The sequence below is a fragment of the Mycobacterium sp. genome, assembly GCF_032159765.1.
Classification (GTDB): Bacteria; Actinomycetota; Actinomycetes; order Mycobacteriales; family Mycobacteriaceae; genus Mycobacterium.
Genome location: NZ_JAVHWM010000174.1, coordinates 22485 through 37512 on the forward strand (window position 1 = coordinate 22485; position 15028 = coordinate 37512).

Genomic DNA, 15028 nt, shown 5'->3' on the forward strand with positions numbered 1-15028 from the left:
GACCGTCGCTCATCCGTGTCATCGCGTCATGGTATCAAGTACTTGCGATTGATCTGAATAATCGATGGAAGCGATTTCTCAAGGCTTGCACGGTCGGCATGCGGTTGGGCTCACCTTTGGTATGAATCGGGAGACTCAGATGGAGCCAGCCGCAGGGTAATCCAGATGCTCGTCAGGCCGCCAAAAGCCGCTTGGCAGACGGTTACCGTGTAGATCCGCTCAGGGGCGTGCGGTGACGATCGCGACCGACCATCTATCGTCTTCGCCCGCTGAAATGAGCGCTTGTCCGGCTCTCTGCAAACTTGCCTTATCGCTATGAGAAAGTTCTGGCTCGACTAATCGGCAAACGGCCTGCTCAAATGGCTTGCGTGCGAACGAAGTCCCGGCCATCGCCAGAGCTGGCCTTTCAACTTCCTGCCACATCGTTGACGTCGCATAAGCCGCCGCCGAATCTGATGACATGGCAGGTGAGCCGCTCCTCCCAATAAGGACGCGTCAGAGACGAGCATTTTTTGCCGCTCGGCACGGAGAGCGAACATCTCCTATGTCAGTTAGAAAGTGGACCGAGGCGGATGTGCCCGACCAGACAGGGCGGGTGGCGATCGTCACGGGCGCAAACACCGGCCTCGGCTTCGACACGGCTCGGGTACTAGCGGAGCGCGGAGCCTCCGTGGTGCTCGCAGTTCGCGACACGAAGAAGGGCGACGCAGCCCAGGCCCGAATATTGAATACAGCGCCTCGTGCCAAAGTTACTGTTCAGCAACTTAACCTGGGATCCTTGCGATCTGTGCGCGCCGCTGCTGAAGCCTTGCGTGCCGAATATCCACGGATCGACCTGCTGATCAATAATGCCGGGGTAATGGTTCCTCCGAAACAGATGACACCGGACGGCTTCGAATTGCAGTTCGGCACGAACTATCTCGGTCATTTCGCACTCACCGGGCTTCTGTTCGATAATCTTGCTTCCGTCGATGGCTCGCGGATCGTCGTCGTCAGCAGCAACGCCCACAAACTCGGCGGTGCAATACATTTCGACGACCTCCAATGGGAGCGCCGCTACAACCGCGGGGCCGCCTATGCCCAGTCCAAGCTTGCCAACCTGATGTTCTGCTATGAACTGCAGCGGCGGTTAACTGCCGCCGATGTGCCAACCATCGCGGTTGCCGCCCATCCCGGATTTACCGATTCCGAACTGATCCGCCACGTGTGGAAGCCGGTTGCGCCCCTGATGAAGTGGTTCGGCCCAATGGTGGGCCAGGATCCCGCCAGGGGCGCGCTGCCTCAGTTGTTGGCGGCCACTGATCCTCAGGTGCGTGGGGGCCAGTACTGGGGCCCGGATGGACCGTTTGAACTTCGGGGTTTCCCCACCCTCGTTAAATCCAGTGCTAAGTCCTACGACGAGGCCGTCCAGAAGCGGCTATGGGGGATAGCTGAGGAACTCACCGGCATCACCTTCCCGGTCTGAATGCCGATGGGCCAGGAGTTTCATCCCGACTTGCGGCGGATTGCGCGCGTGCTGCCAGCCGGCGCCTACACGCGCCGCACTCTCCCAATTATCCGCGCGCTCACCAGATTACAGGCACTGCGTGTCTCGAAGAATGTCGAAGTCGCGGCTCTGCCCAGCGGAATCAACGTGCGGCTGCACCGACCCCAGAGCACTGACAACGCGGGCGGCGCACTGCTGTGGGTTCACGGTGGCGGCTACGTCATCGGATCGGCAGCGCAGGACGACCGGCTGTGCCGCCGCTTCGCCCACCGGCTAGGCGTGCCCGTCGTCGCCGTCGACTACCGCCTCGCGCCTAAACACCCTTACCCGGCTGCCCTACAGGACTGCTATGAAGCGTTTGCGTGGCTGACTCGCTTGCCCGGCATCGATCCCACGCGGGTCGCTGTTGGCGGCGCAAGCGCCGGCGGCGGCCTGACGGCGGCGCTTGCGCTGTTGGCGCGCGACCGCGGCGAATTGGTACCGCTATTTCAGCTCCTGGTCTATCCGATGGTGGATGATCGCTCCAGCGATCGCCCCGGCATCAGAGATCGGCCGTATCGGCTGTGGAGCCCCAACAGCAATCGGTTGGGATGGAGCGCTTATCTGCGCGGAGCTGATCCGCAGGTCGCCGTACCCTCGCGGCACACCGATCTCTCTGGCCTACCGCCGGGGTGGATCGGCGTCGGCACCCTCGATCCGCTCCACGATGAAAACGTCGAGTATGCACGCCGCCTGGAAGACGCGGGCGTGACATGCGATATCGACATCGTTAGCGGCGCGTTCCACGGATTCGACATTGTCGCACCAACTGCTGGGGTATCACGTGCATTCTTCGACCGCCAGTGCGAGGCTCTACGAAAAGCGTTCTCAAGCTGAAGCTTAGGGCTGTTTGTCAGCGGAACCCCAGCTCGACTCCCGTATGCATGTCGTTATGGTCGACTATGCGGCAATCTCACTGAGGATCTGGGCGCGTAGGTTGCGAATGGCAGGATGGCTCTCTGTACGAGGCCTGGCGCGTGTCATGCCGCGCGGTGTTACATATTGCCGGTCAAGTAGTTGGACCGCTAAGCACGGTCACTAATCTCGCGGCACCACAAGCTTTAAGGGCTCCTGGCGATTTCGACCATCTTGGCTCGGTCGGTGAACTTGTCGCGCGGTCGTCCGGCGGCGTTACCACGACGACGTTCGGCTTGGTCAATCGCGTGCCAGCCGGCCCCCGAAATAAGGTCCGGCTGACGAAGATAGAGAAGTCGCTGAAGTGAAAGCCGATCTCCGTCGGGTCGGCGCAGCCTCCCGGATATAAAGTCCGCAATAATGTTGTCGACCGTCTCGCGGGCGCAGTGCTTGTTGGTACCGATCGTGCCATTGGCCCCACGCTTGATCCATCCGGCGACGTAGACACCTGTGAGGGGCTGCCCGTCTTCGGCGATCACCCGGCCGGAATCGTTGGGGATGATTCCGCGATGCTCATCGAACGGCAGGCCGGGCAGTTGCCGGGCTCGGAAGCCCACTGAGCGCAGCACCATTGATGCCTCGATATCCTCGGTCTGGTCGGTCGCAACGGCCTTGATTGCGCCGTCAGTGTCGACGAGCTCGTTGGCGGTGATTCGCACTCCCTCAACGCGGTCGGTCCCGAGAATTTCGAGCGGGGAAACGCAGTAGCGGAATACGACGCGCTTGTTGTGCGGGTCCAGCGGACGGTGCGCGAACTCCTCGGCAAGCCTCACCTTTAGGGTGAGCGCCGGTTCCAGCGCGGGGTCTTCGAATTGGGCTCGGCTGGTTGGGTCGAGTGTCAGCTCGCGCTCATCGAGCACGACATCCACCCCCGGCAGGTGGTTGAAGGCCAGAAACTCTGTTGATGAGTAGGCAGCCTGCAGTGGCCCGCGTCGTCCCAGAAGCACGACCTCCCGAATGTTACTGCACCGCAGGGCGTCTAGCGCATAGTCTGCGATGTCGGTGTTCTGCAATTTGTCGGTGTCGAGGAGCAGGATTCGCGCCACATCCAAGGCGACGTTGCCGTTTCCGACCACCACGGCGCGCTGTCCGGACAAATCGAATGTCATGTCGGCGTAGTCGGGATGCCCGTTGTACCAGGCGACGAACTCGGACGCGGGATGGCTACCGGGCAGATCCTCACCGCGTATGTCGAGCCGGCGCTCCTCGAATGCGCCGACAGCGTAGATGACGGCGTGGTGGTGACGCATCAGCTCTTGATGCGTGATGTGCTTGCCGGCTTCGACGTTGAGGTGCAAACCCACAGCGTCTGTCACGAACCTCGCGCCGAAGGTCAGGCCCACATCCTTGGTGTCGGAGTGATCGGGTGCCACGCCGCCGCGAATGAGCCCGTACGGCGTGGGCAGCCTGTCCAGCAACTCGATCTCGACATCGGCCCGGGCCAATAGTTCGTCGGCCGCATAGCATGCGGCCGGTCCGGCGCCGACGATCGCGACCCGCAGGGTCCCCAGTTCCTTGGGTGGGCGTGAGGGCCTCTCGTCCAATCGTCGAGGATCTGCGTGCAGCGGGTGTCGCTCGAAGTAGGCGGCGTTGATGTCTTTGTATCGCTTCAGCGGTTCAGTCAGATCGACCTCGTAGCGGATCGCATTGGTCGGACAGACAGGCACGCATGCGCCGCAGTCGACACAGGCGTCCGGATCGATGTGCAGCATCTCGGTCGTGCTGAATTCGGGGTCCTCGGGCGAAGGGCGGATGCAGTCGACCGGGCACACCGACACGCAGCTGGCATCGTTGCAGCACCTCTGTGTGATCACGAAAGCCAAAGCGGGGCCCCCGATCTCGGGCAAGCGAATGCCGGCAGGTCAGTCTGCCTACCGCGTCGCCACGGTCGAATCGTCACGGTATAGCTGCCCAACGCGACCATCGACGGCCGCCACCGACCGCCGACACTAGTCTGGCGTGAACGCTGCGCCATCACCACCAGATCAGCTTGGTGAACGCCGAATGACATCGTCAACAAGACGCCACGAGGTTGAAAGGGGTCCGACTCCCGGTCAGCCACCTGCCCGACAGCGCGTACCTGCTGCACCTGCACAGATGGGTGAGAAATCGATAGAGTTTTCTCTCAGGCTGCGAAGGGCAAGTTACGACAGAATACAGATGCAGCTGGACCATCGAGTGCACGAACGCGGAGAACCCCGGTTGCGGCTGCTAGCGCTAGCTGAGCGATGGATCAACAAAGCGTCTTACAAGCGCGTGCTCCATTTCACGGTCCTCAGCTGGCCAATACCACAGCGCCAGGGTTACCCGCAGCAACCACTGCGCGGCCAACGGGTCGTCGTAACCGATCACTTCCCGAGCCAGACGGGCCACGCCCGGCGACGCTGTCAACCATTCGCCTTCGTGGGTCGGTCGTATCGAACCCATCATCAGGTCACCGAGCGGCTCTGCCCGGATGTGCTCTAGCGCAACCACTATGGCCGTTACTACACGCTCAGTGCCTTGTAAACCCTTGATCGCCTCACGCACTAACCCGACGATTCGTGACGAGGTGCGCATGGTCACGGCTTCACGGATCGCAGCCTTGCCGCCGGCGTGACGATAGATCGTGGCCGGCGAACAATGCACCTTGGCGGCCAGTGCCTCAATCGTGAACGCCTCGAATCCTTCGCGCGAGACCAACTCTGATGCCGCAGCGTAGATCCGGTCGGCGGCTTCGCTGCCTCGGTCGCGGCCGACCAACCAATCCTCACGTGTCATGACACCTTGTCCCCGTCCAACCGCAGATAAAATTCGCGCTCTCGCGTTGAGAATTGTCTTGAGTGTTCCAACCGACTCACATGCCTGTCGTGAGAAATCATCAAACTACTCCCGTCACTGGGCCTCTCAACCTAGACCCGCGCAGTCAACGACGTGATGCTCAGGAGCCCACGACGCATTGACGACTTCGACGAGCTCAGGGCGGGCACATCGAGCCCGACTCCCCCACCGAGAATCGCACGTCCCGGGCATCCTGGATCCGCAGAATAACTTGCGCACATGCAACCGTTCCTTCGAGCGACGAGGCAACTGGCTTTATCGTAGTGAGAATCGTGGACAGGATTCTATAAGCGAACGCGCAGGTCAGATAGTGCAGCTGCGAAACGCTTCCTGACTAGCATCCGAACGGACCTTTCAACTTCGTGTCGCGCCGTTGACGATGTAGGCAGCAGCGCCGAACCTGATGGCATGACGGTGGAGCGCCATCACTTCTGGTCGGCGGGCGCGCCACTCGCCCTGCACGCCCGCTCATCGACGAGCTTAAGGAGACCCTTGCTTTGGCGCACAACGCTTTTCACCCCGACCCGCGCGGTACCGCCTCGCCGGCCCACCTTTGCGTTCTTTAGTAACGGGCGAAAGCTGCAACGGTCATGGCGGTGAACAACAGCCCGCGCGGCATCCTTACATTACTTAAACCGCTTGGCAGCGCCGTCGAGATGAATCTCGCCGGGGCGATCCGCACACACCGGCAGGGCTATCGAGGCTGGACTGGCGCGGTCAACACCGACTACGACCCGCTGGACCCCACCACCGCGGCTCAGCCGCACGAGGCCTACCGAGCGCTGCACCGCAGCGGGCGCGTGCATTACAACCCCAAACGCGCCACCTGGATTTTAAGCCGACTCAATGACGTCCGCGCCGCGTTACGCGACACGGAGCAGGTCACCAGCGCCCGGGGCGTAACGCGAGTCAGGATGGCGGCCGACCTCTTAGTGCTCACCGACGGCGATCAGCACGCCCGACTACGCAAGCAGGTCCAGCCCGGCTTCACCCGCCGCGCGCTGGAAAACTGGCAGGAGATAACAGACAAACTTGCAGCCGAACTGGTATCCAAGGTGATCAATGAGCCCGGTTGCGACGTGGTAGAACGGCTTGCGATACCAATGCCGATGCGTCTCATCGCCGCGATCCTGGGGGTACCAGACGGCGACGTCGCCGACTTTCGACGATGGTCAGAAAACAGTGTTCGAATCATCAATTTCTCACCAACACCCAAAGGTGTTGTCGAGATCGCAAACTCGATGCGCGCAGTCCTCGCGCTACGACGATATTTCCTCCGTCACCTCGCCACCGGTGAGCTCAAAGATTCGGGCACCATGCTTGGGCGGCTGCTGGAACACAACACCGAAGGCAGCCTGAGCAACGATCAGCTGTTCTACGTTGCCCTGTTGCTGCTCATCGCCGGCAACGAGACGACTACCAATCTACTCGGTGGGCTATTCGAGACGTTGGCCCACAACCCAGACCAATACGATCTCATCCGCGCCAATCCCGATCTCATTCCCATCGCCGTCGAGGAACAGTTGCGGATCTCAAGCCCTATCCAGAACCTCTATCGCTATACCCGTGAGGACTATCAGGTCGGCGAGGTAACGATTCCCGCCGGCGCTCGCGTGCTCCTGTCTTTCGGTGCAGCTAACCGCGACCCGCTCGTCTTCGACAATCCAGACGAATACCGCGCAGACCGCAACCCTCGCATGCATGTCGGCTTCGGCTATGGCGCACACATGTGCGTCGGAGCTCCTCTGGCACGCATGGAAGCCCAGGCAGTGCTGCGTGAACTTGTCGACCGGGTCACCCGGATCACCGCCGTCGGCCCGACGACTTGGTCGACCAACAGCTCGCTGCGTGGTCCGACGCATCTGCCCATCAGGCTGCACAGCAGCTGAGTCTGGTCCTTCACGCTGCGCAATGAATCCAGCTAACCGCCAGCGGCCGCGCGCTGCAGGCGTCGTCTTCGCGGCCTCCGCGGCGCCGCACGAAAACCCCGCGTTGGCCGCGGAGTGTTCGCGGCGCAGGCGGCCGGCGCCTTCGGCCTGCGTGCGACAACTTCCAAGTGGGTCAATCGAAGAGCCGACCTGGTCGCGGTCGCAGGTGGATTCCCTGTCTTCGAAGCGCACGAGCGACAGTCGTAGGGGAGATGCCACCGTACCGAGCAGCAATCCACGCCAGTGAGCGGCCGACATTGTAGAAGGTGGCGGCTTCCCTAGCCTGCTCGTCCGTCAGGCCTTGGCGACGGATTGTCGCACCTTCCTCGCGCAGCACCGCCGAGATTCGGGATTTCGATACGTGGTACATCGCACCGAGGTCGGTCGTGGTGATGCCGGAGTTGTATTTGGCGATGATGTCGGCGGTGTCTTCGGCGCTCAGAGATCGTTTGTGACGACGTGGCAGAGACTGATCTGCCGACAGGGATCCACGTGCGGGCAAGGCGGCGATGCGTTCTAGCAGGTCAGACCATTTCCTTGACAAGTGCGCAAGGTTCGAGTTTCTTCCTATTGCCTCCACCAAGATAGGACCAGTTCAGAGCGTTAGAACAGAGCGATCGAATTCTGCATGTCAACACCAGGTCAGCGTTCGTGGCTATGACGTCGACTGTGGCATCGATACGCAGCAGCTCTCGCAAGGATGGAACGACGTATTACGCCGTCTGGTGTCGGCACACCGGCAAAGCAGATGCCGACCAGCTTCGAGGATGTGGAGGCCGCCGAGAGGTTTATGGGACTCGCCGACATTTCCATGCAGTTCGACCGATGCATGGGAGCATCGTCGCTATGACGGTGGTTCTTGCCTTGCGCTGCGCCGACGGACTTGTGCTCGCTTCGGATTCTCAAATCACCGATCCGGTGCGAGGTCTCAGCTACCCAGCGCAGAAATTGCACAGGTTGGGTGACCGCGCGGCGTGGGGAGGCAGCGGATCGCGCGCAGTGCTTTACGACCTGAAGCAGATATTCGACACCGAACCCGATGCTGTGGTTGAGGCGCCCGACATCGGTCACGCCCTGCAGCAGCGGGTCCTTCCCGTGCTACAGCATCACTACACGCACTTCATTGAGGAGGTGCCCGGGGGAAAGCCCGGTGCCACCCCGGCGACCTACGTGATTGCCGCGGGTTACGCGGGCGATCGTCCGTTCATCGTCGACATCGATCCTCACGGACTGATCGGGCATTACGAAGAGACCGGGTTTCAAGCCGTCGGCAGCGGCGCACCGATGGCCCAGCAGGCCTACGCACTGCTCGCGCATTTCCAGATGGCCGAGCGCCCCGTCGATTATGGCGTGGTGGCGGCGCTGCGGGTGCTGGACGCACTCGATGCTTCCTCGCCCAGTATCGGCGGCCCTATGGATGTCTGTCGGATCACGACCGACGGGGCTCACCACTTTGAACCCGAAGAAATCGCAACCCTTCGCAACCACGTGGCTCGTTGGATTGAGCTTGAACAGCGAGCTCTGGACGAGTTGTTCGCCTAACCGGTCCGATCGCCGAGCCCATTGACGCCCGCCCGCCAGCGCGGTAACCGCAGCGAGTGGTGAGGCGCAATGACTTTCGGCCGCAACGGGTTCGGGCTGATGGCCGGGCACCGGCTGTGGGTTGGAGGTCCGCATCTGTTGACGCCGTCAACACCATTCGCGTATTCCCGGGTGTTTTCGCGTACTTTCGCGTCGTTTTGCGTACTGAAATCTCGCGTTTCCGCAGGTCAGTGCCATTTAAGAGCCGGATTCGATTCCCGGCAGCTCCACAGGAGTAAAAGCAGGTCAGGGTGTGTTTTAGCCCTGACCTGCGTCTTTTGTGGGCATTTGCGCACACCCCGATACCAGGTCGTCCATTTTGTTGGCTATGTCGTCGAGAATTAGCCCGTCCCGCGCTCGTTGAGAAATTCCGTGACGTCGGCTGCGAATTCGGCGGCGTGCTGGAACAGGAATCCGTGAGCGGCGTCGGGGTAGATCTTGACCCTGGCTTGGGGGATGAGACCGGCCAGTAGATGGGAGAAGTGCGGCGGGATCATGGGGTCGCTGTCGCCGTTCGCGATGAACACTGGATGATCGATCGCGCTGACGCGCTGGAGCGCTGCATGATTGGGGATGCCCCAGTCGCATACAGCGTCGTACTGCGCCTGCCTGGTCGCCCAGGTGGTAGCTTCATCGACCTCGGTGGTGCGCGCATATATGCGTCCCAATACCTCCTGGCCCGCTTGACGGCTCGCGGGGGAGGAAGTGAAAAAGACGTCGAGATAACCGTTGGGGTCGGGCTGGGGCTGACCCACTGCTTTGATTACCTCAGGGGCCCAGCCATGCATCCCGGTCCCGCCTCGCGGTGCTGACGAGGCCAGTACGAAGCGGCGAACGAGGTCGGGCCGAATGAGCGCGATCTCTTGGGCGACGAAGCTGCCAATCGAGAACCCAAGCAGATCAACACGTCCCACGTCCAGCGCGGCGATAAAGGCAATGGCGTCACGAGCCATCTGCTCGATCGTGTCAGGTGTTGTTCCGGTTGTGGCTCCAACACCGGCATTGTCGAATGCCACGACGCGAGTATGTGAGGCCAGAGCGTCGACCAGTTGTGGGTCCCAGTTCTCCAGGTTGCCGCGGAAGTGTTGCAGCAGCACCAACGGGACTGCGCCGGTGCCGATTTCACGGCATGCATAATCAATGCCGTTGTCGGCCTGAATGACCTGATTGGGCGTGGTGCCGTAGCTAAGTCCCGATGTGGTGGTCATGTCGTCCTTTCGACCGCAGCCACGCGGTGTTCAGTGAGTCCGCGGTGCTGTGCGTTGACTGAATACCGATCATCCGCCACCCCGCCGGCCGTCGCGCCAGCTCGAAATGTGCCGCTTGACGGTCGATTTCGCTCCCATCAGTTCGACAGCGCGACAAGATCGCCCCAATCGCCGCGCCATCTCGGTGATAAACCGTCACCTCGTGATCCGGGACGGCTGTGGACGCAAACCCCTGACCGCGCAGTCGGTCATGGGTCTGTGCCGAGACGCGCACCACCTCTGCTGGGTTGAGAAGCCACTGGGTTGTTCGGTCAGTGGCGTAATGCAGTGGTACCGACCAGTAGTCGAGGATAAAGTCGGGTCCGCGAGCAATCGCGCCAGTCCCCACCGCAACCCAGATGGCGAGGTAATCGTCGAAGAACCACTGTGTCACTTCGTCGTGGACCGGCGACAGGGCACGAAGGTTATTCATAGCCGTTGTGAATCCCGTAAAGCCGGGAGCAGTTTGTCGATCGTGATCGGGAACTCTCGGACGCGCGCCCCGGTGGCGTTGAACACGGCGTTGGCCACGGCGGCGGCGGATCCACAGATGCCGAGCTCGCCGAGCCCCTTAACGCCGATGGCGTTGGCCTTGTCGTCGAACCCGTCGACAAAGACGGCATCGATGTCGGTGACGTCGGCGTGCACCGGCACCAGATACTCGGCTAGGTCGGCGTTGACGAAGGCACCGGTATGCGCATCTGGCACGGCGCCTTCCAGTAGGGCCATTCCCAATCCGAACGTCATGCCGCCAATCAGCTGCGAACGTGCCGTTTTCGCATTGAGGATTCGGCCCGGCGCAAAAACGCCCAGCATGCGGCTGACGCGGACCTCCGCTGTGTCACTGTCGACGCGGACCTCGGCGAAGTGCGCACCATAGGTCGCGATGGAGTAGTCGGCGTAGTTGGGGTCCTGCATCATGTTGACGCAAATGCCCTCGGCCTCCAGGCCTGCGGGATGATTTCGCGCCATGACGTCTGATAGCGGTTCCGATAGGGCTCCGTCGCTGAGGCGCCCCTCCGAGAACACCGTGGGCGTGGTCTCCTGACCGTGCAACGGGGAGCGTGGATCGTTGCTTGCTGTGTGAGCCAGCATCTGGCGAAGTTTCTCGCAGGCGTTGTGCAGCGCCACGGTCGCGCTCGCGGCGCCCCATGACCCGGCCGACCCCATGCTCTTCGGCAGGTCGGACCGTCCGAGTTCCACGCGGACAAGCTCCATAGGCAGACCCAGCTCTTCGGCGGTGAGCTGGGTCAAGATGGTGTAGGTGCCCGTGCCGATATCTGTCATATCCGATAGGACGACGGCATTGCCGTCGGGCTCGATGCGCACGCGTACCGCCGCATCCATGATGGGTTGCACCCGCGTCGCCGACGCTGCCCCGTAGCCGATGAGCCACCGGCCGTCTCGAACACTAGCGGGTCTGTCCGGACGGCGGCTCCAGCCGAAGCGGGCCGCGCCTTCCTTCAGGCACTCGACCAAGAGCCGTTCAGAGAAGGGCACATCACGCTCGGGGTCGCGTGCGGGTTCGTTGCGGATCCGCAGCTCGACAGGGTCGACGCCGACCTCGTGCGCGAGCTCGTCCATCGCGCACTCGAGTCCCAGCAGACCGGAGGCCTCGCCAGGGGCGCGTACATCTTCGCCGTCCAGCATGTCCAATTGCACCAAGCGGTGTCGGGTACGCCGGTGCGGCGCGGCGTACAGGCTGCGAGTTGACACAGCGATCGGATCGGCGAACTCCTCCTTCGGGTTGGTGTGGGTTATGGCTTCGTGTGCCACAGCGATGAGGCGACCGTCCTCGCCGGCGCCCAGACGTATCCGCTGAAGTGACGCAGGACGCGCACCCACCACCTCGACGATCTGCCGGCGGGTCAGCGTCACCTTCACCGCCTGATTCAGGTGTTGTGCTGCCAGCACCGCAAGAATCGCTTCGGCATGCACGCGCAGCTTGGAACCGAATCCTCCGCCGACAAAGGGGCTGATGACGTGAATGCGTTCAGGGTCCACCCTTATGGTGGCGGCAATCGAAGCTCGCGACGCATCAACGATCTGGGTGCCAACGTAGACGAACAGATCGTCACCGCGGGGTACGACGGTACAAGCGTTTGGCTCCATGGGTTGTGCGAAGTACCACGGCAACACATAGTGCTGATCCACCTTGTACGGCGCGGCGGCGAATCCTTGGTCGAAGTCGCCCAAGTCGGTATCGGGCGGAAATCCAGCCGGCAGTGCCGCGGGAGCGTACGCCTCGCTCATTCTTTGGTGTAGGTCGAAATGGCCTGTCGCTGATTTGTATTGGACCTTGACGAGCCGCGACGCGGCTTGCGCTTGTTCGAGCGTGGTGGCGACGACGAGGCCGATGGCGTCGCCGTAATGATGGATCTCGGTGCCGCTGATCGTGGGGTGAGCGCGCCAGTACGCCCATGGAATTGACTCGTCGCGCACCCCCTGGGCGGGGACGTTCTCATGGGTGAGCACCACGCGCACACCGGGTGCCTGCTCGGCCTTCGACACGTCGATCGTCTGGATCTGGCCGCGCGCAATTGTTGCCGTGATAACAACCCCATAGAGAGTGTCGTCCGCGTGGTGCTCGTAGGCATAGGTTGCCTGGCCCGTTACCTTGGCCGGACCGTCGACTCGACTGACGCCACGCCCGATCATGAGGGCCTCTGGTCGATCATGGCCGCAACGTCGGTCAGGGTACGGCGCAACGTGTTTCGAGCGAGCTCGATCTTGAAGTCGTTCTCTCCACGGCCAATCGCCCCGTCGATCGCGATGTCGGCAGCGGATTGGTAGGTCGACGGAATCGCCGGTCGCCCCCTTAACGCGGCTTCGGATTCGGTGGAACGCCAAGGCATGTGCGCGACACCACCGAACGCAACCCGTGCCTCGGTTATCGTGTCGCCCTCGATGTCCAGAATCACCGCGACCGACACCAGGGCGAACTCGTATGACGCTCGATCACGGACTTTGCGGTAGCGCTGTCTGCCCGGCGGTGGCGGGGGCACGGTTATGGAGGTGATTAATTCATTGGTAGCCAAGTTAGTTTCGAGATGCGGCGTCGTGCCAGGCAGACGATAGAACTCATCAATCGGTAGATCGCGGGTCGTCGTTTCCGGGCTAAGAAGTCCGACCCTAGCTCCCAGCGCCGCTAGCGCGACTGCCATGTCGGAGGGATGCGTGGCGATACACGCGTCACTTGCGCCCAGGATGGCATGGTTACGATTGGCGCCGTTGAGGGCAGCGCAGCCCGAGCCGGGCTGACGCTTGTTGCAACTCGCGGCGGTGTCGTAGAAATAGTGGCAACGTGTGCGCTGTAGCAGATTACCGCCAACCGACGCCTTGTTGCGCAGCTGCCCCGACGCACCGGCGAGCAGCGCCTCAGTGAGAACCGGATACCGGCTGCGCACAACCGGATTCGCGGCGACATCGGAGTTTCGCGCCGAAGCGCCGATTCGCAGCTCACCCTGGGACAGCTCTTCGATCGCCGTCAACGGAAGCCGGCTGACATCGACCAGATGGGCTGGGGTTTCAATCTCCAGCTTCATCAGGTCGATCAGATTCGTTCCACCACTGATGAACTTGCTATCGGGGCGTGCCGCGGCGGCAGAACAGGCTGTGCTCGGATCTGTCACACGTTCGTAGGTGAACGATCTCACTTTGCGACCCCACCGCGTACATGGCGGATCGCAGCGACGATGTTTGGATACGCCGCACAGCGGCAGATGTTGCCGCTCATACGCTCCCGTATCTCAGCCTGTGTCAGCTCAACCGGTTCGACGCCCACGTCCTCCGTCGCGTGGCTGGGCCACCCAGCGTCTGCCTCGGCGAGCATGCCTACGGCTGAACAGATCTGACCCGGAGTGCAGTAACCGCATTGGAAAGCGTCGTGTTCGATGAAGGCAGCCTGCAAGGGATGCAAGGAATCTGGGGAGCCGAGGCCCTCGATGGTGATGACGTTATCGCCGTCATGCATCACGGCCAGTGTCAGACATGAGGTGATGCGACGGCCGTTGAGCAGTACCGTGCAGGCACCGCACTGGCCGTGATCGCATCCCTTCTTCGTTCCCGTCAGTTGGAGGTTCTCGCGCAGAAGGTCAAGCAGGGAGGTGCGCGGGTCGACTGCGAGTTGGTATGGGCGGTCATTGACGGTCAGCTCCACGGTATACACCAGCTCCTCGGAGTGATGCTCGCTGGCGTTTGGGCCGGTTTCATCAGTCATGTTTGTACCGGTTTCTCTTGGGCTTCAGCTGTTGAGGAGCAGTCGTGCGTTGGCCAGGAAGAGGTCTCGCGCCAACCAACTCTTCGGGGCCCTGACTCATTCACCCCAGCGCGAGGCCGCGACGTTCAGTTCTAGTTGTGAGAGATGCGGTGGGGTTGACCGTTCACGCGCCAGCACGGCGCCGAGCGAGTACCCCGGCCCGCGGTCGGGAACCTCGCGAACCTGTTCCACGATGTCGTCGACGATGCTGCGGCCAATCGCCAGCCGTGGGTAGGCCGCGTGAATGGCCGCGGCCTGCTCGTCGGTCACCAGCTCGGTGGAATACCCGAGGTCGATGCCGACGCCGGCACGTACGAGCATCGACAGCGGACCGCGACGCTCGGAGATGCCGTCCGATGTGTGCACTGCGATCGCTTCCCAGACCTTGTCCACCTCTGCGGCTTCCAGTCCGTGTGCTGTAAGGAATTCGGCGGCGCGGTCAGCGCCATCGATCTCGAAGCGGACCGGTTCGCGCGCGCCCCGGCGCAGTCCAAGGTCGTGCAGGACCGTCGCGGCGAACAGCAAGGACTCATCGACCTCGCCAGCGAGGGCCAAATGATTGCGCAGGATTCGTGCGAAGGCCCAACTGCGCACACTGTGATTGGCGACCGGGCGATTCTCCTCACTGAACACCAAGTCCAGCGCGGCCGCCGCCCACGGAATCGGGGGAGGCGTATGGGGCGACTCTGTCTCTGAGGGCGCGTGCTCAGTCGTCATGGCATCCAGTGTCGTCCCGACGTCCGCTTGCGGCCAC

At 62.1% G+C, this 15028-nt stretch carries 12 protein-coding genes; 4 read left to right on the forward strand and 8 right to left on the reverse strand.

The window, feature by feature from the left end:
* Nucleotides 1–544: 544 nt before the first annotated feature.
* Nucleotides 545–1465 carry an SDR family oxidoreductase gene (locus tag QOH60_RS21400; RefSeq protein ID WP_526423874.1) on the forward strand — a complete coding sequence of 307 codons (921 nt, stop codon included), beginning with the start codon at nucleotides 545–547 and terminating at the stop codon, nucleotides 1463–1465.
* 6 nt (nucleotides 1466–1471) lie between these two features.
* Nucleotides 1472–2362 (forward strand): alpha/beta hydrolase, encoded by an 891-nt coding sequence (locus QOH60_RS21405; protein WP_526423902.1) that lies wholly within the window; start codon nucleotides 1472–1474, stop codon nucleotides 2360–2362.
* A 224-nt stretch (nucleotides 2363–2586) separates the two neighbouring features.
* On the opposite strand, the gene QOH60_RS21410 is transcribed toward QOH60_RS21405, so the two are convergent.
* Both QOH60_RS21410 and QOH60_RS21415 read right to left on the reverse strand, forming a co-directional pair.
* A complete protein-coding gene (locus QOH60_RS21410) occupies nucleotides 2587–4263 on the reverse strand; it encodes an FAD-dependent oxidoreductase (RefSeq protein WP_526423875.1) in 1677 nt (558 codons plus the stop codon).
* A 394-nt stretch (nucleotides 4264–4657) separates the two neighbouring features.
* The gene (locus tag QOH60_RS21415; RefSeq protein WP_526423876.1) at nucleotides 4658–5200 is read right to left on the reverse strand and encodes a TetR/AcrR family transcriptional regulator; all 543 of its coding nucleotides are present in this window, start codon (nucleotides 5198–5200) and stop codon (nucleotides 4658–4660) included.
* Nucleotides 5201–5850: 650 nt separating this feature from the next.
* Here QOH60_RS21415 and QOH60_RS21420 point away from each other — a divergent pair.
* On the forward strand, nucleotides 5851–7149 hold the full coding sequence (locus tag QOH60_RS21420) for a cytochrome P450 (RefSeq protein WP_526423877.1): 1299 nt from the start codon (nucleotides 5851–5853) through the stop codon (nucleotides 7147–7149).
* Nucleotides 7150–8034: 885 nt separating this feature from the next.
* Nucleotides 8035–8730 (forward strand): proteasome protein, encoded by a 696-nt coding sequence (locus QOH60_RS21425; RefSeq protein ID WP_526423878.1) that lies wholly within the window; start codon nucleotides 8035–8037, stop codon nucleotides 8728–8730.
* A 380-nt stretch (nucleotides 8731–9110) separates the two neighbouring features.
* Here QOH60_RS21425 and QOH60_RS21430 read toward each other — a convergent pair whose 3' ends face one another.
* From QOH60_RS21430 to QOH60_RS21455, 6 genes are all read right to left on the reverse strand, one after another.
* The gene (locus tag QOH60_RS21430; protein WP_526423879.1) at nucleotides 9111–9977 is read right to left on the reverse strand and encodes an alpha/beta fold hydrolase; all 867 of its coding nucleotides are present in this window, start codon (nucleotides 9975–9977) and stop codon (nucleotides 9111–9113) included.
* Nucleotides 9955–10449 carry a DUF6841 family protein gene (locus tag QOH60_RS21435; protein WP_526423880.1) on the reverse strand — a complete coding sequence of 165 codons (495 nt, stop codon included), beginning with the start codon at nucleotides 10447–10449 and terminating at the stop codon, nucleotides 9955–9957. The genes QOH60_RS21430 and QOH60_RS21435 overlap by 23 nt, the downstream gene beginning before the upstream one ends.
* Nucleotides 10446–12674, reverse strand: a complete 2229-nt coding sequence (locus tag QOH60_RS21440; RefSeq protein WP_526423881.1) for a molybdopterin cofactor-binding domain-containing protein — start codon at nucleotides 12672–12674, stop codon at nucleotides 10446–10448. Before QOH60_RS21440 ends, QOH60_RS21435 begins: the two co-directional genes overlap by 4 nt.
* Complete coding sequence (locus QOH60_RS21445; protein ID WP_526423882.1) at nucleotides 12671–13672, reverse strand: FAD binding domain-containing protein; 1002 nt, start codon at nucleotides 13670–13672, stop codon at nucleotides 12671–12673. The genes QOH60_RS21440 and QOH60_RS21445 overlap by 4 nt, the downstream gene beginning before the upstream one ends.
* The gene (locus QOH60_RS21450; RefSeq protein ID WP_526423883.1) at nucleotides 13669–14235 is read right to left on the reverse strand and encodes a (2Fe-2S)-binding protein; all 567 of its coding nucleotides are present in this window, start codon (nucleotides 14233–14235) and stop codon (nucleotides 13669–13671) included. Before QOH60_RS21450 ends, QOH60_RS21445 begins: the two co-directional genes overlap by 4 nt.
* 96 nt (nucleotides 14236–14331) lie before the next feature.
* Nucleotides 14332–14991 carry an HD domain-containing protein gene (locus QOH60_RS21455; RefSeq protein WP_526423884.1) on the reverse strand — a complete coding sequence of 220 codons (660 nt, stop codon included), beginning with the start codon at nucleotides 14989–14991 and terminating at the stop codon, nucleotides 14332–14334.
* Between the last annotated feature and the right edge of the window lie 37 nt (nucleotides 14992–15028).

Bases quoted from the DNA above. Each gene is read 5' to 3' on its own strand.
- QOH60_RS21425 (WP_526423878.1), top strand. From the start codon at position 8,035: ATGACGGTGGTTCTTGCCTTGCGCTGCGCCGACGGACTTGTGCTCGCT.
- QOH60_RS21405 (WP_526423902.1), top strand. From the start codon at position 1,472: ATGGGCCAGGAGTTTCATCCCGACTTGCGGCGGATTGCGCGCGTGCTG.
- QOH60_RS21400 (WP_526423874.1), top strand. From the start codon at position 545: ATGTCAGTTAGAAAGTGGACCGAGGCGGATGTGCCCGACCAGACAGGG.
- QOH60_RS21435 (WP_526423880.1), bottom strand. From the start codon at position 10,449: ATGAATAACCTTCGTGCCCTGTCGCCGGTCCACGACGAAGTGACACAG.
- QOH60_RS21455 (WP_526423884.1), bottom strand. From the start codon at position 14,991: ATGACGACTGAGCACGCGCCCTCAGAGACAGAGTCGCCCCATACGCCT.
- QOH60_RS21440 (WP_526423881.1), bottom strand. From the start codon at position 12,674: ATGATCGGGCGTGGCGTCAGTCGAGTCGACGGTCCGGCCAAGGTAACG.
- QOH60_RS21420 (WP_526423877.1), top strand. From the start codon at position 5,851: ATGGCGGTGAACAACAGCCCGCGCGGCATCCTTACATTACTTAAACCG.
- QOH60_RS21450 (WP_526423883.1), bottom strand. From the start codon at position 14,235: ATGACTGATGAAACCGGCCCAAACGCCAGCGAGCATCACTCCGAGGAG.
- QOH60_RS21430 (WP_526423879.1), bottom strand. From the start codon at position 9,977: ATGACCACCACATCGGGACTTAGCTACGGCACCACGCCCAATCAGGTC.
- QOH60_RS21415 (WP_526423876.1), bottom strand. From the start codon at position 5,200: ATGACACGTGAGGATTGGTTGGTCGGCCGCGACCGAGGCAGCGAAGCC.